At 71.7% G+C, this 20,012-nt stretch carries 15 protein-coding genes; 5 read left to right on the top strand and 10 right to left on the bottom strand.

Annotated features, from left to right (window positions below):
• Window positions 1-560 precede the first annotated feature (560 nt).
• The 5 genes from ACFXGX_RS11730 to ACFXGX_RS11710 all read right to left on the bottom strand — a co-directional run bounded on the left by ACFXGX_RS11730 (window position 561) and on the right by ACFXGX_RS11710 (window position 7,874).
• Window positions 561-1,850, bottom strand: a complete 1,290-nt coding sequence (locus ACFXGX_RS11730) for a citrate synthase (protein WP_329299786.1) — start codon at window positions 1,848-1,850, stop codon at window positions 561-563.
• 313 nt (window positions 1,851-2,163) lie between these two features.
• Entirely contained in the window at window positions 2,164-4,419 is a 2,256-nt protein-coding gene (locus ACFXGX_RS11725) for an ATP-dependent RecD-like DNA helicase (RefSeq protein ID WP_384788370.1), read from the bottom strand.
• Window positions 4,420-4,741: 322 nt separating this feature from the next.
• The gene (locus tag ACFXGX_RS11720; RefSeq protein ID WP_384788367.1) at window positions 4,742-5,572 is read right to left on the bottom strand and encodes a sugar phosphate isomerase/epimerase family protein; all 831 of its coding nucleotides are present in this window, start codon (window positions 5,570-5,572) and stop codon (window positions 4,742-4,744) included.
• A complete protein-coding gene (locus ACFXGX_RS11715) occupies window positions 5,569-6,726 on the bottom strand; it encodes a dihydrodipicolinate synthase family protein (RefSeq protein ID WP_384788364.1) in 1,158 nt (385 codons plus the stop codon). Before ACFXGX_RS11715 ends, ACFXGX_RS11720 begins: the two co-directional genes overlap by 4 nt.
• Entirely contained in the window at window positions 6,723-7,874 is a 1,152-nt protein-coding gene (locus ACFXGX_RS11710) for a Gfo/Idh/MocA family protein (protein ID WP_384788362.1), read from the bottom strand. The genes ACFXGX_RS11715 and ACFXGX_RS11710 overlap by 4 nt, the downstream gene beginning before the upstream one ends.
• Before the next feature lie 317 nt (window positions 7,875-8,191).
• On the opposite strand from ACFXGX_RS11710, the gene ACFXGX_RS11705 reads away from it, so the two are divergent.
• From ACFXGX_RS11705 to ACFXGX_RS11695, 3 genes are all read left to right on the top strand, one after another.
• Entirely contained in the window at window positions 8,192-9,241 is a 1,050-nt protein-coding gene (locus ACFXGX_RS11705; RefSeq protein ID WP_384788527.1) for a LacI family DNA-binding transcriptional regulator, read from the top strand.
• 576 nt (window positions 9,242-9,817) lie between these two features.
• Complete coding sequence (locus tag ACFXGX_RS11700; protein WP_384788359.1) at window positions 9,818-10,753, top strand: GNAT family N-acetyltransferase; 936 nt, start codon at window positions 9,818-9,820, stop codon at window positions 10,751-10,753.
• A 179-nt stretch (window positions 10,754-10,932) separates the two neighbouring features.
• Window positions 10,933-11,865: an MHYT domain-containing protein gene (locus ACFXGX_RS11695; RefSeq protein ID WP_384788352.1), complete on the top strand. Its 933-nt coding sequence runs from the start codon at window positions 10,933-10,935 to the stop codon at window positions 11,863-11,865.
• Here ACFXGX_RS11695 and ACFXGX_RS11690 read toward each other — a convergent pair.
• From ACFXGX_RS11690 to ACFXGX_RS11670, 5 genes are all read right to left on the bottom strand, one after another.
• Window positions 11,846-12,475 (bottom strand): RBBP9/YdeN family alpha/beta hydrolase, encoded by a 630-nt coding sequence (locus tag ACFXGX_RS11690; RefSeq protein ID WP_384788349.1) that lies wholly within the window; start codon window positions 12,473-12,475, stop codon window positions 11,846-11,848. The genes ACFXGX_RS11695 and ACFXGX_RS11690 overlap by 20 nt on opposite strands.
• A gap of 144 nt (window positions 12,476-12,619) precedes the next feature.
• Window positions 12,620-13,318, bottom strand: coding sequence for a GNAT family N-acetyltransferase (locus tag ACFXGX_RS11685; protein WP_384788346.1), 699 nt, complete (start codon window positions 13,316-13,318; stop codon window positions 12,620-12,622).
• A 75-nt stretch (window positions 13,319-13,393) separates the two neighbouring features.
• Window positions 13,394-14,653, bottom strand: a complete 1,260-nt coding sequence (locus tag ACFXGX_RS11680; RefSeq protein WP_384788343.1) for a Gfo/Idh/MocA family protein — start codon at window positions 14,651-14,653, stop codon at window positions 13,394-13,396.
• 108 nt (window positions 14,654-14,761) lie between these two features.
• Window positions 14,762-16,000: a 3-phosphoshikimate 1-carboxyvinyltransferase gene (gene aroA, locus ACFXGX_RS11675; protein ID WP_384788341.1), complete on the bottom strand. Its 1,239-nt coding sequence runs from the start codon at window positions 15,998-16,000 to the stop codon at window positions 14,762-14,764.
• A gap of 4 nt (window positions 16,001-16,004) precedes the next feature.
• Complete coding sequence (locus ACFXGX_RS11670) at window positions 16,005-16,910, bottom strand: EamA family transporter (protein WP_384788338.1); 906 nt, start codon at window positions 16,908-16,910, stop codon at window positions 16,005-16,007.
• A gap of 115 nt (window positions 16,911-17,025) precedes the next feature.
• Here ACFXGX_RS11670 and ACFXGX_RS11665 point away from each other — a divergent pair, with 115 nt between their 5' ends.
• Window positions 17,026-17,937 (top strand): LysR family transcriptional regulator, encoded by a 912-nt coding sequence (locus ACFXGX_RS11665; RefSeq protein ID WP_384788524.1) that lies wholly within the window; start codon window positions 17,026-17,028, stop codon window positions 17,935-17,937.
• 122 nt (window positions 17,938-18,059) lie between these two features.
• Window positions 18,060-19,928 carry a glycoside hydrolase family 3 protein gene (locus tag ACFXGX_RS11660; RefSeq protein ID WP_384788336.1) on the top strand — a complete coding sequence of 623 codons (1,869 nt, stop codon included), beginning with the start codon at window positions 18,060-18,062 and terminating at the stop codon, window positions 19,926-19,928.
• The last annotated feature ends 84 nt before the right edge of the window (window positions 19,929-20,012 follow it).

The following is a 20,012-nucleotide window of genomic DNA, read 5'->3' as shown; positions in this document are numbered from 1 at the left end:
CTAGAGTCCAGCGAGAGCCTCACATAAGCTCTTCACAAGGCTCGCGCATCTTCCTTACGATTGGTCCGCGATTCCCATATCGGGGCTCTTGCGTATCTTCAGGACATATGCAAGAGATCCAGATCACAGTGATGTGAACGTAACCACCGAAGGGGTTCGTCAGTCTAAGTTGGCGATGTCAGAAGCGTCTTGGGGGGCGCGACTGGCATCTGGGGATGTCTTGGGGGACGTTCCCGGAAATTGCGTCGCCGGGGCACGTACTGCGGGGAGCTTTGAGCGGCCCTCCCGATCCGTACGCGTCCCGGCAGATCGCACCGCACCACCGCAGTAGGGCGAGCTCCGCTCGCCCGGCTCAGCGTCGGCCCCGTGCCGGCACACAGCGATTCAGGCGCTGTCCACAGACGCCCGGCCGGATCCCGTGGGGGGAATCCGCACCGGGACAAGGAAAGCGCCCTGACTGCCGGCCCGTGGGGGGACCGGTAGCAGGGCGCTTTCCGTTTTTCGCTTGGTCACAGGTTCACCGGGCCCCGCCTACGGAGCCCGGTGGTCGTGTGCGAGCCTCAGCGGGCCTCGACCGGCACGAAGTCGCGCTCGACGACACCCGTGTAGATCTGGCGCGGGCGGCCGATGCGGGAGCCGGGCTCCTTGATCATCTCGTGCCACTGGGCGATCCAGCCCGGCAGTCGGCCGAGGGCGAACAGGACCGTGAACATCTCGGTCGGGAAGCCCATGGCGCGGTAGATCAGGCCGGTGTAGAAGTCGACGTTCGGGTAGAGGTTGCGCGAGACGAAGTAGTCGTCCGAGAGCGCGTGCTCCTCCAGCTTCAGCGCGATGTCGAGCAGCTCGTCGGACTTGCCGAGAGCGGACAGGACGTCGTGCGCGGCGGCCTTGATGATCTTCGCGCGCGGGTCGAAGGACTTGTACACCCGGTGGCCGAAGCCCATCAGGCGGACGCCGTCCTCCTTGTTCTTCACCTTGCGGATGAAGGAGTCGACGTCGCCGCCGTTGGCCTGGATGCCCTCGAGCATCTCCAGGACGGACTGGTTGGCGCCGCCGTGCAGCGGGCCCCACAGCGCGGAGATGCCGGCGGAGATCGAGGCGAACATGTTCGCCTGCGAGGAGCCGACCAGACGCACGGTGGAGGTCGAACAGTTCTGCTCGTGGTCTGCGTGCAGGATCAGCAGCTTGTCGAGCGCGGAGACGACCACCGGGTCGAGCTCGTAGTCCTGCGCGGGGACCGAGAAGGTCATGCGCAGGAAGTTCTCGACGTACCCGAGGTCGTTGCGCGGGTAGACGAAGGGGTGGCCGATCGACTTCTTGTACGCGTACGCCGCGATCGTCGGGAGCTTGGCGAGCAGCCGGATCGTGGAGAGGTTGCGCTGCTTCTCGTCGAACGGGTTGTGGCTGTCCTGGTAGAAGGTCGACAGCGCCGAGACGACCGACGACAGCATCGCCATCGGGTGGGCGTCGCGCGGGAAGCCCCTGTAGAAGTTCTTGACGTCCTCGTGCAGCAGGGTGTGCTGCGTGATTTCGTTCTTGAAGGTGGAGAGCTCGTCGACGTTCGGGAGCTCACCGTTGATCAGCAGGTACGCCACCTCCAGGAAGGTGGACCGCTCGGCCAGCTGCTCGATCGGGTAGCCGCGGTAGCGGAGGATGCCCTGCTCACCGTCGAGATAGGTGATCGCGGATTTATACGCGGCGGTATTGCCGTACCCGCTGTCCAGCGTCACCAGACCCGTCTGGGCGCGGAGCTTGCCGATGTCGAAGCCCTTGTCGCCGACGGTGCTGTCGATCACCGGGTAGGTGTACTCGCCATCGCCGAACCGCAGTACTACAGAGTTGTCGCTCACGTCATCCCTCACCGACGTTGTGCCTCTTCTTCGAGGTGCCCTGACTGTCTCTACCATCCCCCATTTGGCCCTGGAGAGTGCACTCGGGGTCGACCATTGGGCCTATTGGCGGCACTGAGTGCCGCCAACCTGCTCATCCTGCCGCGTCCGCCCCGCAACCGGAAGTGCTCTGTGACCTTCATGACTCGTTTGATCGATCATTTTTTCCGACGGGCCTCGTGTCATGCCCGAAAGGCCCCGTTCGCCGCTCGTGCGGGGCCCATGCGCCGCGCGCGGGGCGGTGGTTCACGAGCGATGCTTCACGAGCGGTGGTTCACGAGCCGGAGAGCCGGAAGTCCAGGGCCGTGCACCGGCGCCCCGCGGACACCGTACGCACCGCCTGGCCGATCGCCTTGCGCGAACCGACGAGAACGACCAGCTTCTTGGCCCGGGTGACCGCCGTGTAGAGCAGATTGCGCTGGAGCATCATCCAGGCGCCCGTGGTCACGGGGATCACCACCGCCGGGTACTCACTGCCCTGGGAGCGGTGGATGGTCACCGCGTAGGCGTGCGCGAGTTCGTCGAGTTCGTCGAATTCGTACGGCACCTCCTCGTCCTCGTCCGTGCGCACCGTCAGCCGCTGCTCGACGGGATCGAGGGAGGTGACGACACCCACGGTGCCGTTGAAGACGCCGTTCTCGCCTTTGTCATAGTTGTTGCGGATCTGGGTGACCTTGTCGCCGACCCGGAAGACCCGGCCGCCGATCCGCTTCTCGGCGAGGTCCGGGCGGCCGGGGGTGATGGCCTGCTGGAGCAGTCCGTTCAGGAGCCCCGCGCCGGCCGGGCCCCGGTGCATGGGAGCGAGGACCTGGATGTCCCGGCGGGGGTCGAGTCCGAACTTGGCCGGAATCCGACGGGCCGCCACGTCCACGGTGAGCCGCCCCGCCTCCTCGGTGTCGTCCTCGACGAAGAGGAAGAAGTCCTTCATGCCGTCGGTGAGCGGATGGTGCCCGGAGTTGATCCGGTGCGCGTTGGTCACCACCCCGGACTGCTGGGCCTGGCGGAAGACCTTGGTGAGACGCACCGCGGGGACCGGGCCCCGCTCGGCGAGCAGGTCGCGCAGCACCTCGCCGGCGCCGACGCTCGGAAGCTGGTCGACGTCGCCGACGAAGAGGAGATGGGCACCCGGGGGCACCGCCTTGACCAGCTTGTTGGCGAGCAGCAGGTCGAGCATGGAGGCCTCGTCCACGACGACCAGGTCGGCGTCCAGGGGGCGGTCCCTGTCATAGGCCGCGTCACCGCCCGGCTTGAGCTCCAGAAGCCGGTGCACGGTGGAGGCCTCGGCCCCGGTCAGCTCGGCCAGACGCTTGGCGGCGCGGCCGGTGGGCGCGGCGAGCAGCACCTTGGCGCCCTTGGCACGGGCCAGCTCCACGATCGAGCGGACCGTGAACGACTTGCCGCAGCCCGGGCCTCCGGTGAGCACGGCGACCTTCTCGGTGAGCGCGAGCCGGACCGCCGCCTCCTGCTCGGGGGCCAGCTCCGCGCCCGTACGCACCTTGAGCCAGGCCAGTGCCTTGTCCCAGGCCACGTCACGGAAACCGGGCATCCGGTCGCGGTCGCTGCGCAGCAGGCGCAGCACCTGTGCGGAGAGGGAGAGTTCGGCGCGGTGGAAGGGGACGAGGTAGACCGCCGTCACCGGGTCGCCGCCGTCCGGGTCCGGGATCTTCTCCCGTACGACACCGGGGTCCTCGCCGTCCTCCGCGGGGGCCGCCAGCTCGGCCAGGCACTCGATGACGAGGCCGGTGTCGACCTGGAGCAGCTTCACCGCGTCCGCGATCAGCCGCTCCTCGGGGAGGTAGCAGTGGCCCTGGTCGGTGGACTGCGACAGGGCGTACTGAAGGCCCGCCTTGACGCGCTCGGGGCTGTCGTGCGGGATGCCGACGGACTGGGCGATCTTGTCGGCGGTGAGGAAGCCGATGCCCCAGACGTCGGACGCCAGGCGGTAGGGCTGGTTCTTCACGACCGAGATCGAGGCGTCGCCGTACTTCTTGTAGATGCGGACCGCGATGGAGGTGGACACCTCCACGGTCTGGAGGAAGAGCATGACCTCCTTGATCGCCTTCTGCTCCTCCCAGGCGTCGGCGATCTTCCCCGTGCGTTTGGGGCCCAGTCCGGGGACCTCGATGAGCCGCTTCGGCTCCTCCTCGATGATCCGCAGGGTGTCGAGGCCGAAGTGCTCGGTGATGCGGTCGGCGAAGACCGGTCCGATGCCCTTGACCAGGCCGGATCCGAGATAGCGGCGGATGCCCTGGACGGTGGCGGGGAGCAGCGTCGTGTAGTTCTCCACGGTGAACTGCTTGCCGTACTGCGGGTGGGAGCCCCAGCGGCCCTCCATGCGCAGGGACTCGCCGACCTGGGCGCCGAGAAGGGAGCCGACGACGGTGAGCAGGTCACCGGCGCCCCGGCCGGTGTCGACCCGGGCGACCGTGTAGCCGTTCTCCTCGTTGGCGTACGTGATGCGTTCGAGCACGCCTTCCAGCGTGGCTGGCCGTCGCTCGCCCGTCTGGGCGGCCCCCGCCTGATCGGTCATGATCCGACGGTACCGCCCGCCACCGACAGCGCTCCGGCGCTATGGAGGACTCACCCGGTCGAGGGCACGGGAGGCTTCGGGCCGAAAGCCTCGGGGGCCGAAGACTTCTGAGGGCCGAAGGACTTCGAAGGGCCGGAAAATTTCGAGGGGCCCGGTCCGTCGACCGGGCCCCTCGGCTTTCCCCTCCGTACCAGAACCCCCGCGATCCCCCCGGATCCCCCTCCAAAGGTCCTGATGCCACGTACGACCCACGAGGTCGCGGAAGGGTTGTACGCACTTCCGAAGATTTTTTGTCCAGCCGTCCCGGCGGTGCCCCGGGCCGCTACCCGGCGTGTTCCACGAACCGTGCCGCCGTCTCCGCCAGCACCTCGCGCCCGTCCCTGGCCCACAGCTCCTCATTGAAGAGCTCGACCTCGATGGGTCCGGTGTAGCCCGCCGCCTCGACCAGGCCGCGCCACACCCGGAAGTCGACCGAGCCGTCGCCGAGCTGGCCGCGGCCGTCGAGGACGCCCGCGGGCAGCGGGGTGGTCCAGTCGGCGAGCTGGAAGCTGTGGATGCGGCCGCCCGCCCCCGCGCGGGCGATCTGTGCGGGGGCCGTGTCGTCCCACCAGAGGTGGTACGTGTCGACGGTGACGCCCACCTGGTCGGCGGGGAAGCGTTCCGCGAGGTCCAGGGCCTGGGCGAGGGTGGACACCACGCAGCGGTCGGCCGCGTACATGGGGTGGAGCGGCTCGACGGCGAGACGCACCCCGCGGGAGGCGGCGTAGGGGCCCAGTTCGCCGAGCGCGTCGGCGATGCGCTCCCGGGCGCCGCGCAGGTCCTTCGAACCGGGCGGCAGGCCGCCGGAGACCAGGACGAGGGTGTCGGTGCCGAGTGCGGCCGCCTCGTCGACGGCGGCGCGGTTGTCGTCCAGCGCGCGCCGCCGCTCCCCCGGGTCGATCGCCGTGAGGAAACCGCCCCGGCACAGGGTGGTGACGGCCAGACCCGCGTCGTGGACGAGTTTCGCGGTGGCGTCGAGGCCGTACGACCGCACGGGTTCGCGCCACAGGCCGACACCCGGGACGCCCGTCTCCAGGCAGGCGGCGACCAGTTCGGGCATCGAGAGCTGTTTGACCGTCATCTGGTTGACGGAGAAGCGGGCGAGGCTGCTCATGAGGTCACTCCGTACAGGGCGAGCAGGGTCTTCATCCGGGCCTCGGCGCGCCGCGGGTTCGGGAACAGGCCCAGTCCGTCGGCGAGTTCGTAGGCGCGGGCGAGATGGGGCAGGGAGCGCGCCGACTGGAGGCCGCCCAGCATCGCGAAGTGGTCCTGGTGGCCGGCGAGCCAGGCCAGCAGGACGACACCCGTCTTGTAGAAGCGGGTCGGGGGGTGGAAGAGGTGCCGGGCCAACTCGACTGTCGGGTCGAGGAGTTCACGGAATCCCTTGGCGTCCCCGGCGTCCAGGACACGCACCGCCCGGGCGGCGAGAGGGGCGAGCGGATCGAAGACGCCGAGGAGCGCGTGACTGAAGCCGCGCTCGTCGCCCGCGATCAGCTCGGGGTAGTTGAAGTCGTCGCCGGTGTAGCAGCGGACGCCGTCCGGGAGGCGGCGGCGCAGTCCGACCTCCCGTCGGGCGTCCAGCAGGGAGACCTTGACGCCGTCCACCTTGTCCGGGTGGGCGGCGATCACCTCCAGGAACACCTCCGTCGCCGTGTCCAGGCCGTCAGAGCCCCAATAGCCCTCCAGGGCCGGGTCGAACATCGGGCCCAGCCAGTGCAGGATCACGGGGCCGGCCGCCTGGCGCAGGAGGTGGCCGTAGACGTCGAGGTAGTCCTCGGGTCCGGCGGCGGCCGCGGCGAGGGCGCGCGAGGCCATCAGGACCGGCCGCGCGCCCGACTCCTCGACGAGGGCGAGCTGTTCCTCGTAGGCGGCCCGCACCTCGGGGAGCGTGGCCGGGCCGGTGAGCTGGTCCGTGCCGACTCCGCAGGCGATCCCGCCGCCGACGGCCCTGGCCTCGGCCGAGGACCTCCGGATCAGTTCGGCGGCCCCGGCCCAGTCCAGGCCCATCCCGCGCTGGGAGGTGTCCATCGCCTCGGCGACCCCGAGTCCGTGCGACCACAGATGGCGCCGGAAGGCGAGGGTGGCGTCCCAGTCGACGGCGGCGGGCGCGCCGGGCGAGACGTCCGCGTACGGGTCGGCCACGACGTGCGCGGCGGCGAAGACCGTACGGGAGACGAGGGGCGCGGCCGCGGGGAGGGCGGCGAGGGGGTCGGTGCGCGGCTCGTAGGTCCGCAACCGGCCGTCGGCGTCTGGGAGTCGGATGCTCACAGGGCGATCTCCGGTACGTCGAGGCGGCGGCCCTCGGCCGAGGATTTCAGGCCCAGTTCGGCGAGTTGGACGCCGCGGGCGCCGGCGAGGAGGTCCCAGCGGTAGGGGGCGCCGGCGTAGACGTGCCGCAGGAACAGCTCCCACTGGGCCTTGAAGCCGTTGTCGAACTCGGCGTTGTCGGGGACCTCCTGCCACTGCTCGCGGAAGGAGTAGGCGGCCGGGATGTCCGGGTTCCAGACCGGCTTGGGTGTCGAACCGCGGTGCTGGACGCGGCAGTTGCGCAGCCCGGCGACGGCCGACCCTTCCGTGCCGTCGACCTGGAACTCCACGAGTTCGTCGCGGTGGACGCGCACGGTCCAGGAGGAGTTGATCTGGGCGATCGCGCCGCCCTCCAGCTCGAAGATGCCGTAGGCCGCGTCGTCGGCCGTGGCGTCGTAGGGCTTGCCCCGCTCGTCCCAGCGCTGCGGGACGTGGGTGGCGGTGAGCGCCTGCACCGAGGTGACGCGGCCGAAGAGTTCGTGCAGGACGTACTCCCAGTGCGGGAACATGTCGACGACGATGCCGCCGCCGTCCTCGGCGCGGTAGTTCCAGGAGGGCCGCTGGGCGCTCTGCCAGTCGCCCTCGAAGACCCAGTAGCCGAACTCCCCGCGGACGGACAGGATCCGGCCGAAGAACCCGCCGTCGACCAGCCGCTTCAGCTTGAGCAGGCCGGGCAGGAAGAGCTTGTCCTGGACGACGCCGTGGCGGACGCCCGCGGCGTGCGCGAGGCGGGCCAGTTCGAGGGCTTCCGCGAACCCGGTGGCGGTCGGCTTCTCCGTGTAGATGTGCTTGCCCGCCGCGACGGCCTTCCTGAGGGCTTCCTCGCGGGCGGACGTCACCTGGGCGTCGAAGTAGAGGTCGACGGACGGATCGGCGAGCACCGCGTCCAGGTCCGTCGACCAGTGGGCGAGGCCGTGCCGCTCGGCGAGCGCCTTCAGCGCGTCCTCGCGACGGCCGACGAGGACGGGTTCGGGCCACAGCACGGTGCCGTCGCCGAGGTCGAGGCCGCCCTCCTCGCGCAGGGCGAGTATCGAGCGGACGAGGTGCTGCCGGTAACCCATGCGTCCCGTCACGCCGTTCATGGCGATCCGCACCGTCTTGCGTGTCACGTCTTTCCCTCCGTACGCCTCGGGCGCCGCGCACGCTGACTGGTGAGCGTGACAGCAAGCGCTTTCTATCCATTGAGAAGCTAGCCTCTGTGCAGCGGTATGGACAAGACCACCGCGAAGACGAGTTGTTCGAGGGGGCGAACAACGGGGGCCGATGGCCGTATGGTCTGCACGGACCCTGCCCACAGGAAGCGGCGCACCCGGCCTTCGACTCCGTGTTCGACGCCGTACGACGAGACATGACCAGGCACGACGACGTACGACATGTACGACCCCGTACGAAGTGGTACGACAAGGCGCGACCGGAGGACGACGAGATGACGGTGACCCTGGCGGACGTGGCGGCCCGCGCGCAGGTCTCTCCCGCGACGGTGTCGCGCGTGCTGAACGGGAACTACCCCGTGGCCTCCTCCACGCGCGAGCGGGTGCTGCGGGCGGTGGACGAACTGGACTACGTACTGAACGGACCCGCGAGTTCGCTGGCCGCGGCGACCTCCGACCTCGTCGGCATCCTGGTCAACGACATCGCCGACCCCTTCTTCGGGATCATGGCGGCGGCCATCCAGTCGGAGATCGGCGGGCCCGGGGGGCGCGCGGGCGGGGAGCGGCTCGGGGTCGTCTGCAACACCGGCGGATCCCCGGAGCGCGAACTGACCTATCTCACGCTCCTTCAGCGCCAGCGTGCCGCCGCGGTGGTGCTCACCGGCGGCGCGATAGAGGACACCGCGCACGCGGGCGCGGTCGCCGCCAAGCTGCGCAAGCTGACCGAGGCGGGCACGCGGGTCGTGCTGTGCGGGCGGCCGCCCGCACCGGAGGCGCCCGAGGCGATCGCGCTCACCTTCGACAACCGCGGTGGCGGGCGGCAGCTCACCGAGCACCTCATCGGTCTCGGGCACCGGCGGCTCGGGTACATCGCGGGTCCCGAGGAACGCACGACGACCCGCCACCGGCTGGAGGGCCACCGGGCCGCGCTCGACACCCACGGCATCGAGGACGATCCCCGGCGCACCGTGCACGGCCGCTACGACCGCCGGTCCGGGTACGAGGCGACGCTCGAACTCCTGCGCCGTGATCCGTCGTTGACGGCGGTCGTCGCCGCGAACGACACCGTGGCGCTGGGCGCCTGTGCCGCGCTGCGCGACTCCGGGCTGCGCATCCCCGGCGACGTGTCCGTCGCGGGCTTCGACGATCTGCCGTTCAGCATCGACGCGGTGCCCGCTCTCACGACCGTGCGGCTGCCGCTGTCCGAGGCGGGGGCCCGGGCCGGGCGGATCGCCATGGGGCGGGAGGAGCCGCCGCCGGGTGGGATCGCGACGGTGCGGGGCGAACTGATGGTTCGGGGCTCCACCGGGGGTCCCCGGGGCTGACCTCCCCTTCTCGGACCCTGGGCCTGGGACCCGCTACCGCGAGGGGTCTCCCGGGGCCGGGTTCCCCAGAGTTGCCCAGGTTCCCTGGGTTTCCCAGGTCCCCGGGGCCACAGCCTTTCCTTCGCCCCCTCCGCCCCTACCCGTCCCGTACCTGGGGGCTCCGCCCCAGACCCCGCTCCTCAAACGCCGGAGGGGCTGAAACTGTCGCCGGAGGTGCTGAACCTGCTGCCCGGCCGGGGCTGAAATGTGGACCGGCCACCACAACGCACCCGCAGCCGGGCGAGCGCCAAAGGAGTCGGCGCGGCCACCACGACGCACCCGCAGCCGGGAGCGCGCCGTCGGGGACGTGCCGGTACATCGATGCCCGTCGCCACCGACGGTCACGCCTCACCCGACGGCGACGGGCTGATGCACCGGCACGGCCCCGACCCACCCACCGACCTCAGCCGGACCGCGGGGTAGGCCCGGGAGTCCCGGCGGTTCTATGCTCGGGGTGGCGATTATCTCTGACTGGGTCAGGTATCCAGCCGGAGCAGGCCGACCGCGACCGGGTACAGCCGACCTTCGGGGCCGATCATGACCGTCCAGGACATCCGCTCCTTCAACCGCTTCTACACGAACGTCATCGGCGCGCTCGACTACGCCCGCCATCTGTACGCGCCGTACACGCTGACCGAGTCCCGCGTCCTGTACGAACTGGCGCACACGCCCCAGGCGGACTCCGCCGACCTGCGGACCGAACTCGCCCTGGACTCCGGTTATCTGAGCCGGATCCTGAACAAGTTCGAGCAGGACGGACTGGTCGAGCGCACCGCCTCCGAGAAGGATCCGCGGCGCCGCCGGATCACGCTCACCGCGCGCGGCCGGGAAGCCGCCGCGCTGCTCGACGAGCGGGCACGCCGGACCGTGGGCACGCTGCTGGCGACCGTGCCGCCCGCCGCCCGGCCGCGGCTCACGGAGGCGATGCGCACGATACGGACCCTCCTGGGGGACGGGCGGGCCGCTCCGGGCCCCGAGGACGTCCTCCTGCGCGAACCGGGCCCCGGCGACCTCGGCTGGATCGTGCAGCGCAACGCGGCGCTGTACGCGGCCGAGTACGGCTGGAACGCCGACTACGAGGGCCTGGTCGCGAGGATCGTCGCCGACTTCGCCGAGGACCACGACCCCCACCTGGAGCGGGTGTGGATCGCCGAGCTCGACGGGCGGCCCGTCGGATGCGTGATGTGCGTACGGGACGACGCGCCCGGCACCGCCCGCCTCCGGCTGCTGCTGGTCGAGCCGGAGACACGGGGCCTGGGCATCGGCGACCGTCTCGTCGGCGCGGTCACCGACTTCGCCCGCGGGGTCGGCTATCACGAGCTCGTCCTGTGGACCAACGACGTCCTGACCGCCGCCCGGCGGATCTACCAGCGCCACGGCTTCGTCCTGGTCGCCGAGAAGCCGCACCGGTCCTTCGGTGCGGATCTGACGGGCCAGGACTGGCGGCTGGACCTGCGCGCCGGCCAGGAATGACCGCACCGCGGCGGCGCGCCCGGGGCACCACTGTCCGGAGTGCGGACAGCCTGTCCGCCCGTTGAACGAAGCCGCATCGCAGAGTTAACGCAATCACCTACCGTACGGAACCGCTCACGCAACCTGGGTGCGAGACCGTACTCCCCCAAGTAACCCGTTCCCAGGGGGAGTTGGCATATATGCAAGGCACCGTGGAGGGCTTCGAGTTCGGGGCGGTGACTCCGGCGGCCTCCTATCTCGTCGCCTGTCTGGGCAGCGCCCTGGGGCTGCGCTGCGTCGTCCGGTCCCTGAACAACCGGCAGTCGTGGAAGCCGGGTTGGCTGGCCCTCGGGGCGGCGACCATAGGCTGCGGCATCTGGACCATGCACTTCGTCGCGATGGTCGGCTTCAGGATCCAGGGGATCCCGATCGACTACGACGCCCGTCTCACCTCACTCAGCCTCGTCGTGGCGATCGTGATGGTCGGTCTCGGCGTCTTCGCCGTGGGATACCGCGGCGCCACCCCCGTCACTCTCACCGCGGCCGGAATCCTCACCGGACTCGCCGTGGTGGCCACCCACTACACCGGCATGGCCGCGATCGAGCTGAACGGCTCCCTGGACTACGACTCGCTCATGGTGTCGGCCTCCGTGCTGCTCGCGGTCACCGCCGCCGTCGCCGCGCTGTGGACGGCCGCCTCCTACCGGGGTTTCCCGGCCGCCCTCGGCGCAGCCCTCCTCATGGGCGTCGCCCTGACCGGCACGCACTACACCGCCATGGCCGCCCTCGGAGTGCATCTGCGCGGCGCGACGGACGCGTCCTACATGTCCGGGATGTACGGCAACAGCTCGCCGGCCTCGGTCCTGCTCCCCATGCTCATCGGACCGGTCGTCTTCCTGATCCTGGCCGGAGTGGTGGTGATGTTCGACCCGCAGCTCATGCTCGGCGACGGGGACCGGAGCCGGTCCCCGCAACGGCGCCGGGGCACGGTCGTCGTCCCCGAGCGCCCCGCGCATCCCCCACGGACCGGCTCCCTGTTCGATCCCCTCGACCAGCGGACGGGCGTCCGCGATCAGCGGACGGCCCCCCGCGACCAGCGGGTCGGCCGGCACACTAGCTCGCGCGGGCGGTGAGCGGCGCCGTCCCGTCCAGACACCATTCCAGCACCGCGGGCCAGGGTCCGTACCCCGCGTCCATGCCGAGATGCCCGGCCCCGGGCAGGATCCGGGCCGGTATGCCCAGGGGGTCGCCGTAGGCCGCGTCGGCGCCCTCGGGGCAGTACGGGTCGTCGTCGCCGGCGACCAGCCGGGTGGGGCCGGGGAGGGTGAAGCCCTTCTCGGTCAGGGTGAATCCGGCGATCTCCGGCAGTCCCGCGAGGACGGAGGCGGACGGCGGGGCGACGAGCAGCACCCGGTCGACGCCGGCAGCGCCGGGCAGCCCGCGGGCGGCCGCCTGAAGCCACAGCACGGCCCCGAGGCTGTGGGCGACGACCACGCGCTCGGAGCCGCGCAGGGCGTCCAGGTGGCGGGCCAGCTCCGCCAGCCACACCTCCAGGTCCGGGTCGTCGGCGTCCGGGAGCTGCGGATAGACGACGTGCTGCCCCAGCTCTCCGAGCCGCCCGGCGAGCCAGTGCTGCCAGTGGCCCTCCGGGCGGTGGTTCTGCCAGCCGTGCAGGATCAGGAAGGACCGCGGGCCCGACGCGAGGGCGTCACTCGCGAGGTCATCGGTGTCGTACGTGCTCATGGCACCGATCGTTTCCGGTTCCCGGGCCTTCGGTCCAGCGATTCCTCCTGGTGTCCGCCCGCTGGACACCCGCCGCCGGCTCGCCCCGACCGCCGCGCGGGCCGCGAGGCCCTCCCGGAAGGTTCTGCCGCCGTCGGCGACCGATCACGCGTCAGGGCGGCCGGCCTGTTCCCTGGACCGCGCGAGGGAATGCCGCCCGCGGGCCGTCGCACCCGCCGCCGTGGGCGGCGCCCCGGCCACTCTCGCGGTCAGCCGCTCCCGGCACGCGGGCCACTCCGCCGCCGTCACCGAGAAGACCGCGGAGTCGCGCAGCAGGCCTTCCTCGCCCGGCGCCCAGGAGCGGGACCAGTTGCGCAGGACCCCCTCCAGACGGGCGCCGGTGCTCGCGATCGCCGCGCGGGAGCGGGCGTTGCGGGCGTCGGTCTTCAGGTCGACGCGTGCCACACCCCACTCCTCGAAGGCGTGCCCGAAGAGGAGGAGCTTGGACTCGGCGTTCAGGCCCGTGCCCTGGGCCGAGGCGGCGAGCCAGGTGAAGCCGACCTCGACGGCGTCGAGCCGGTCCTCCGAACGCCAGGACCGCGGCTCCCAGTACGAGGTGGCACCGACCGCCCGTCCGGAGGCGAGGGAGATCTGCGCGTAGGGCGCCAGCCTGCCCGTCGCGGCGCGGGCGAGCTGTGCGTCGACGTAGTCCCCGACCTCGTCGGCCCGGGGCACCCAGGTGAACGCGTACGAGTCCCGGCGTTCCTCCGCCGCCTCGGCGAGGTCGGCCGCGTGCCGGTGGCCGAGCGGCTCCAGCCGTACCCGTGTGCCTTCGAGGACCGGCCCCTCCAACTGGAAACCCAACGCCCCGCGCCCCTTCGTCGATCCGGTCGTGTCCGCTGCGATTCCTACGCGGTGGGAGCGTCACGTGTCCAGCGGTTATACGGCCTCGACGGTGCCCGCGTGCCGGGCGCGTTCGGCGGCCAGCACGGTGAGATGGCTGGTGAGGGATTCGCGGGGACCGGACTTCACGAGGCCGGGGTTCCCGGTGGCGACGGCGGCGACGAACGCGTCCATCAGGGCGGCGTCGCCCCCGCCGTGGCCGCCCGCCGCGTCCATGGCGCCCGGCGCGGCGAGGTCGACGGCCTCCTCGGTCCGGGTCAGGAAGTCGTAGACGCTCAAGTTCGCTCCGTCCCCGCGCAGTTCGCCGCGGGTCCCGAAGATCCGGGTACGGCGGTCGGCCTGTTCGGTGAAGGCGGTCATGGTGAAGGTGGCGGTGGCCCCGGAGGCGAACTCCATCGAGACCACCTGGTGGTCGACCACGTCGTTGTCGCAGGCGTACACGCACCGCCCGTACGGGCCCTCGCGCAGGGCGGTCTCCAGGGCCACGGGGGTGAAGTCGTCGACGAGCACGCTCAGCGGCCAGTGGTGTTCGCCGCGGGCGAGCCGGTCGCCGTACTCGCGCCGGGCGGAGTAGGGGCAGGTGTTCTCCACCGCGCAGTCGAGGCAGCGGTCGGCGGCGCCCTCGGGCCTGTTCTCGGGCCGGAAGTGCGACAGGCGTCCGAAGCTGGAGACGCGGACCGGGGGTTGCCCGAGGACGTACTGCAACCAGTCGATGTCGTGGCAGGACTTGGCCATCAGCATGGACGTGGCCCGGTCCGTACGGCCCCAGTTGCCGCGGACGAAGGAGTGGGCCTGGTGCCAGAAGCCGACGGGTTCCAGGTGCTGGACGTTGATCACGTCACCGAGCCGGCCGGAGTCCACGATCTCCTTCACCGCGCGGGTGTACCGGGTGTAGCGCAGGACATGTCCGACCGCGAGGATCACACCGGCCTTCTCCACCGCGTCGACGATCCGCCGGCACTCGTCCTCGGAGAGGGCCATCGGCTTCTCCAGCAGGATGTGATACCCGAGGGCGGCGAACTCCAGGACGGGTTCGAGGTGTTCGCGGTCGAGGGTGCAGACGAGCACGGCGTCCGCGATCCGGCCGCGGGCGGCCAGCACCCGCCAGTCGTCCACGGCGGCATCCGTTTCCAGGGCGTGGGCGTCGGCGAACCGTTCGCGCCGGGTCCGGCGGGGTTCGGCGACAGCCACCACCCGGGCCCGCTCGGGGTGTTCGAGGGCCCAGCGCGCGTGACCGGTCCCCCGGTCCCCGGCGCCGACGACGGCGAGTGTGACAACGGAGGCACCGGAGGACATCTGTTCACCGCTTCCCGGTCGGTCTCCGGCGCGGTCGGCGCCGTCCGTCGCGAAGCTAGCCGCCCCGGATCTTCCCGACAAGACGCCGGCGACGGACGCCGGGCCGGCTCAGTGGTCCTTGCCCGCGGCGGCCCAGGCCCCGAACACCTCGTGGAAGGCGGGGAACGTCTTGCGGACGCATCCGGGGTCGTCGAAGGTCATGCCGGGGGCGCGCAGCGAGGTCACCGCGAAGGACATGACGATGCGGTGGTCGCCGTACGTCCTGATCTCGGTGGCGGCGGGAACGCCCGGGTGGATCTCGATCCAGTCGGGGCCGGTCTCCACCCGGACGCCGAGCGCCCGGAGGTTCTCCGCGCAGGCCTCCAGCCGGTCGCACTCCTTGACCCGGGTGTTGGCGACGTCCTCGATGCGGACCGGTCCCGAGGCGAAGGGCGCGATCGCGGCGAGCGTCGGCATGGTGTCGGAGATGTCCCGCATGGTGACGGTGAGGCCGCGCAGTTCGCCGGTGCCGCGCACGGTCGTGCGGTCGGGCCCGGTCTCCACGTGCGCCCCCATCCGGCGAAGGACGTCCACGAAGGCGAGGTCGCCTTGGAGCGCCTCCGTGCCGAGGCCGTGCACGGTGACCTCGCGGCCGGTCAGGGCCGCCGCCGCGAAGAAGTAACTCGCGGTGGAGGCGTCGGGTTCGACGGGGTAGGTGGTGGCCCGGTAGCCGCCGGGCGCCACCTCGAAGACGTCGCCGTCCACCGTCACGTCCGCCCCGAACGCCCGCATCATCGCGAGGGTGATGCCGATGTACGGGGCGGAGACCAGGTCGGTGACCTCGACGCGCAGCCCCGTGCGGGTCAGCGGGCCGAGCAGGAGCAGGGCGGTGAGGTACTGGGAGGACTGGCCCGCGTCGAGGGTGACCGTGCCGCCCTCCACCCCGGACGCCTCGATGCTCAGCGGGTGGTGGCCCTCCGCCTCCTCGTGCCGCAGGTCCACGCCCAGGTCGCGCAGCGCCTTCGACAGGGGTCCCAGCGGGCGCCGGCGCATCTGGGCGGAGGCGTCGAAGCGGTAGGTGCCGTGTCCGGCGGCGGCGAGGGTGGGCAGGAAGCGGGCCGTCGTCGCGCCGTCCCGGCAGTGGATGTCGGCCCGCGCCACGGCCGGGCCCTGCGGGCGGCCGTCGATGTGCCAGCTCTCCGGGGTCCGGCCGACGCGGTAGCCGAGCCGGGTCAGGCCCTCCGCGAAGCCCTCGGTGTCGTCCGAGCGCAGCGGGCGGACCAGGCGGGTGACCCCGTCGGCCGCCGCTGCCAGGAAGAGCGCGCGGGCGGTGATGGACTTGGAACCGGGAATGTCGACGACGGCCATGGGGTCATGCTGGCGCCCCGGCCCGTTCCGGCGCCGGAACGTCCGCCGACTGGACCTTCCGTGGCGTCCGCGAGGTGAGCGCCACCCCGCCCACCAGCAGGGCCGCCGCCGCCCACCGCAGCGGGCCGATCGGCTCGTGCAGGAACAGGGCGGCCGACGACATCCCGAAGACCGGGACGAGCAGAGAGAAGGGCGCGACGGTGGACGCGGGGTGCCGGTGCAGCAGCCAGCCCCAGGCGCCGAAGCCGAAGACGGTCGTGACCCAGGCGACGTAGACGACGACTCCGGCGCCCTGGACGTCCAGGGCGCCGAGCGCGTCGAGGTCGCGGGACGGGCCCTCGGTGAGCAGGGACAGGCCGAGCAGCGGCAGGACGGGGACGGTGCTCACCCACACCATGAAGTTCAGCGGGTCGGGCGGGGACGCCTTGCGGGTGAGGACGTTGGACAGTCCCCAGCAGGCCGCCGCCGCGACGACCAGGGCGAAGGCGCCGAGGGGTCCGGCCGCGCCCTCGTCGACGGCGGCCAGGCACACCCCGGCGAGGGCCACGGCCATGCCCGCCAGCCGGACGCGGGTGAGGCGTTCGCCGAGGAAGGCGAAGGCGAAGACCGCGGTGAAGACCGCCTGGATCTGCAGCACGAGGGAGGACAGTCCGGCGGGCATCCCCGCGTCCATGCCGATGAACAGCAGCCCGAACTTCGCGACGCCGAGGACGAGTCCCACTGCCACGATCCACTTCCACGCCACCTTGGGGCGGCCCACGAGGAACACGGCGGGCAGGGCCGCCACGAGGAAGCGCAGGGCCGAGAAGAGGAGCGGCGGGAAGTGGTCGAGTCCGACCTCGATGACGGTGAAGTTCACGCCCCAGACGGCGGCGACGAGGACGGCGAGGCTGATGTGTGCGGGTCGCATACGTCGAGCATCCGACGCCACCACCGTGTAGCACCAGCGCGAATGTCTGCATGGATGGATGAAGCAACGCTTACGTAAGCTGGAGGGGAGCGATATCGCGGACCGGGAGGCCTCCATGCTCGATCTCCAGCGCCTGCGGGCCCTGCACGCCGTCTCGGTGCACGGCACGGTCGGCGCCGCCGCGGCCGCGCTCGGCTACACCCCCTCCGCCGTGTCCCAGCAGATCGCGAAGCTGGAGCGGGAGACCAGGACCGTCCTGCTGGAGCGGCGCGGACGCGGTGTCCGGCTCACCGAGCAGGCCGAACAACTCGCCTCGACGGCACAGGAGTTGCTGGCGATCGTGGAGCGCGCGGAGACCGAGCTGGAGGAACGCCGGGGCAGGCCCGCGGGGCGGCTGACGGTGGCCGCGTTCGCCTCGGCGGCCCGCGGTCTGCTGCCCGCCGTCCTGGCCGACCTGGCCGCCCGGCATCCGGCCCTGGACACCCGGCTGACGGAGATCGACCCGCATCTGTCCGTCGACCTGGTCGCCAGGGGCGCGGTCGACCTGGCCGTCGCGCACGACTGGGACATCTCCCCGCTGCCCGCCCCGCCGGGGGTGGAGCAGGCGCTGATCGGCGACGACCTGTGCGATCTGCTCGTCCCCGCCGGGCATCCCTTCGCCGGGCGGTCCTCGGTACGGCGCGAGGACCTGGGCGGCCAGCGGTGGATCTGCCAGCCGCCCGGACGGGTCTGCCACGACTGGCTGGTGCGCACCCTGCGCGCGGCGGGCAGTGAGCCGGACATCGTCCACCAGGCCGAGGAGAACCCGACCCTCATCGCCCTCGTCGCCGCCGGTCTCGGCGTCGCCCTCATCCCGCGCCTCGGCCGCGGCCCCCTTCCCGACGGGGTGGTGGAGGTACCGCTCGACCCGCTGCCGGTCCGCCGGCTGTACGCGCTGTGGCGCGCGGGGGCGGCGCGCCGGCCCGCCATCGCCGAGACGGTCCGCACGCTTCAGGCGCACTGGCCCTCGGTGGCGGACCGCGGCTGAGCGGCCCGGGCCGCCCGCCCGCAATCAACGACCCGCCCGTACTGTGCACACCCTTGACTGGAAGAAACTTCCCGGATAATCGTAACTCCTCGGAAGTTTCCTTCACGAGGGAAGGAGCGCTTGTGCGCGACTCCAGCACGGGAAGCACCGCAAGACCGTCCGCGCCTGCCGGGCCGGACAGACCGTCAAGGCCCTCCCGGCGTACGGTTCTCGCCGCCACGGCGGGCGTCACCGCCGCGCTGGCCGCCGGTACCCGCGCCCAGGCGGCGGAAGCCCGCCCGGGCGCCGACAAGGCCCTGCGCGCCCTGATCTCCCGTATGACACTGGAGGAGAAGGTCGGCCAGCTCTTCGTCATGCGGGTGTACGGCCATTCGGCCACCGCGCCCGACCAGGCCGACATCGACGCCAACCTCAAGGAGATCGGCATCCGCACGGCCGCCGAGCTGATCGCCAAGTACCGCGTCGGCGGCATCATCTACTTCGCCTGGGCGCACAACACCCGCGATCCGCACCAGATCGCCGACCTGTCGAACGGGATCCAGCGCGCCTCGCTGGAACTGCCGCGCGGGCTGCCCCTGTTGATCTCCACGGACCAGGAACACGGGATAGTGGCCCGGGTGGGCAAGCCCGCGACGCTGTTCCCGGGCGCCATGGCGCTGGGCGCCGGCGGTTCGCGGTCCGACGCCCGGACGGTGGGCCGGATCAGCGGTGCCGAGCTGCGCGCGATCGGCATCAACCAGGACTACTCCCCCGACGCCGACGTGAACGTCAACCCCGCCAATCCGGTGATCGGCGTGCGCTCCTTCGGCGCCGATCCGGACGCGGTGGCGGGCCTGGTCGCGGCCGAGGTGAAGGGCTACCAGAGCTCGGGGGTCGCGGCCACGGCCAAGCACTTCCCGGGCCACGGCGACACCGCCGTGGACAGCCACTTCGGCTTCCCCGTCATCACCCACAGCCGCGAACTGTGGTCGGAGCTCGACGCGGTGCCCTTCCGGGCGGCCATCCGCGCCGGCATCGACTCGATCATGACCGCGCACATCATGGTCCCGGCGCTCGACCCGGCCGGTGACCCGGCCACCCTCTCCCAGCCGATCCTCACCGGCATCCTGCGCGGCGAACTCGGCTACGACGGCGTGGTGGTGACGGACTCGCTGGGCATGGAGGGCGTGCGCACGAAGTACGGCGACGACCGCGTCCCCGTCCTCGCGCTCAAGGCCGGTGTCGACCAGCTCCTCAACCCGCCCGACCTGGGCGTCGCGTGGAACGCGGTGCTGAACGCCGTGCGCGGCGGCGAGCTGACCGAGGCCCGGCTCGACGAGTCGATCCTGCGCATCCTGCGGCTCAAGGCGAAGCACGGGGTGCTGAGCGACCCGTACGTCCGTGACACGGCCGTGGACCGGGTCGTCGGCATCCCGGAGCACCTCAGGGCGGCCGACCGGATCGCCGAGCGCACCACGACCCTGCTCGTCAACGAGGAGGGGCTGCTCCCGCTGTCCCGGCGGCGCACCCCGAGGGTGCTGGTGGTGGGCGCCGATCCGGCCTCGCCGTCGCTGTCCGACGGGCCGCCGACCACCGTCATGGCGGCCGCGCTGACCGGACTGGGCTTCACGGCGACGGCCCTGTCCACGGGCACGGCCCCGTCGGCGGCCACGATCGACAAGGCCGTCACGGCGGCGGCCGGCGCGGACGCGGTGGTCGCCCTGACGTACAACCTGACGGCGACGGGATCCCAGAAGACCCTGGTCGACCGTCTGGTCGCCACGGGTGTCCCGGTGACGGCCGTCGCCATCCGCAACCCGTACGACGTCGCCCGGATCCCGGGCGTCGGCGCCTGCCTGGCCTCGTACTCCTGGACCGACGTCGAAGTGCGGGCCGCCGCCCGGGTGATCGCCGGCCGGGTGGACCCGCGCGGCCGTCTGCCGGTGCCGGTGCAACGGGCGGACGACCCGGCGCAGGTGCTGTACCCGATCGGGTACGGGCTCAGGTACTAGGTCGTGTCCGCAAAGTCTCGCCTGCCCGGCGACGCCTGGCACGCCCTCCGGGCGGACGACGCGACTTTGCGGACACGACCTAGG

The sequence above is a fragment of the Streptomyces sp. NPDC059371 genome, from assembly GCF_042751995.1.
In the GTDB taxonomy this organism is placed as follows: domain Bacteria; phylum Actinomycetota; class Actinomycetes; order Streptomycetales; family Streptomycetaceae; genus Streptomyces.
The sequence above is the reverse complement of the archived record's forward strand: the minus strand, read 5'-3'. Positions and strand labels throughout refer to the sequence as shown.

Bases quoted from the DNA above. Each gene is read 5' to 3' on its own strand.
- ACFXGX_RS11725 (WP_384788370.1), bottom strand. From the start codon at position 4,419: ATGACCGATCAGGCGGGGGCCGCCCAGACGGGCGAGCGACGGCCAGCC.
- ACFXGX_RS11720 (WP_384788367.1), bottom strand. From the start codon at position 5,572: ATGAGCAGCCTCGCCCGCTTCTCCGTCAACCAGATGACGGTCAAACAG.
- ACFXGX_RS11705 (WP_384788527.1), top strand. From the start codon at position 8,192: ATGACGGTGACCCTGGCGGACGTGGCGGCCCGCGCGCAGGTCTCTCCC.
- ACFXGX_RS11700 (WP_384788359.1), top strand. From the start codon at position 9,818: ATGACCGTCCAGGACATCCGCTCCTTCAACCGCTTCTACACGAACGTC.
- ACFXGX_RS11695 (WP_384788352.1), top strand. From the start codon at position 10,933: ATGCAAGGCACCGTGGAGGGCTTCGAGTTCGGGGCGGTGACTCCGGCG.
- ACFXGX_RS11690 (WP_384788349.1), bottom strand. From the start codon at position 12,475: ATGAGCACGTACGACACCGATGACCTCGCGAGTGACGCCCTCGCGTCG.
- ACFXGX_RS11680 (WP_384788343.1), bottom strand. From the start codon at position 14,653: ATGTCCTCCGGTGCCTCCGTTGTCACACTCGCCGTCGTCGGCGCCGGG.
- aroA (WP_384788341.1), bottom strand. From the start codon at position 16,000: ATGGCCGTCGTCGACATTCCCGGTTCCAAGTCCATCACCGCCCGCGCG.
- ACFXGX_RS11670 (WP_384788338.1), bottom strand. From the start codon at position 16,910: ATGCGACCCGCACACATCAGCCTCGCCGTCCTCGTCGCCGCCGTCTGG.
- ACFXGX_RS11665 (WP_384788524.1), top strand. From the start codon at position 17,026: ATGCTCGATCTCCAGCGCCTGCGGGCCCTGCACGCCGTCTCGGTGCAC.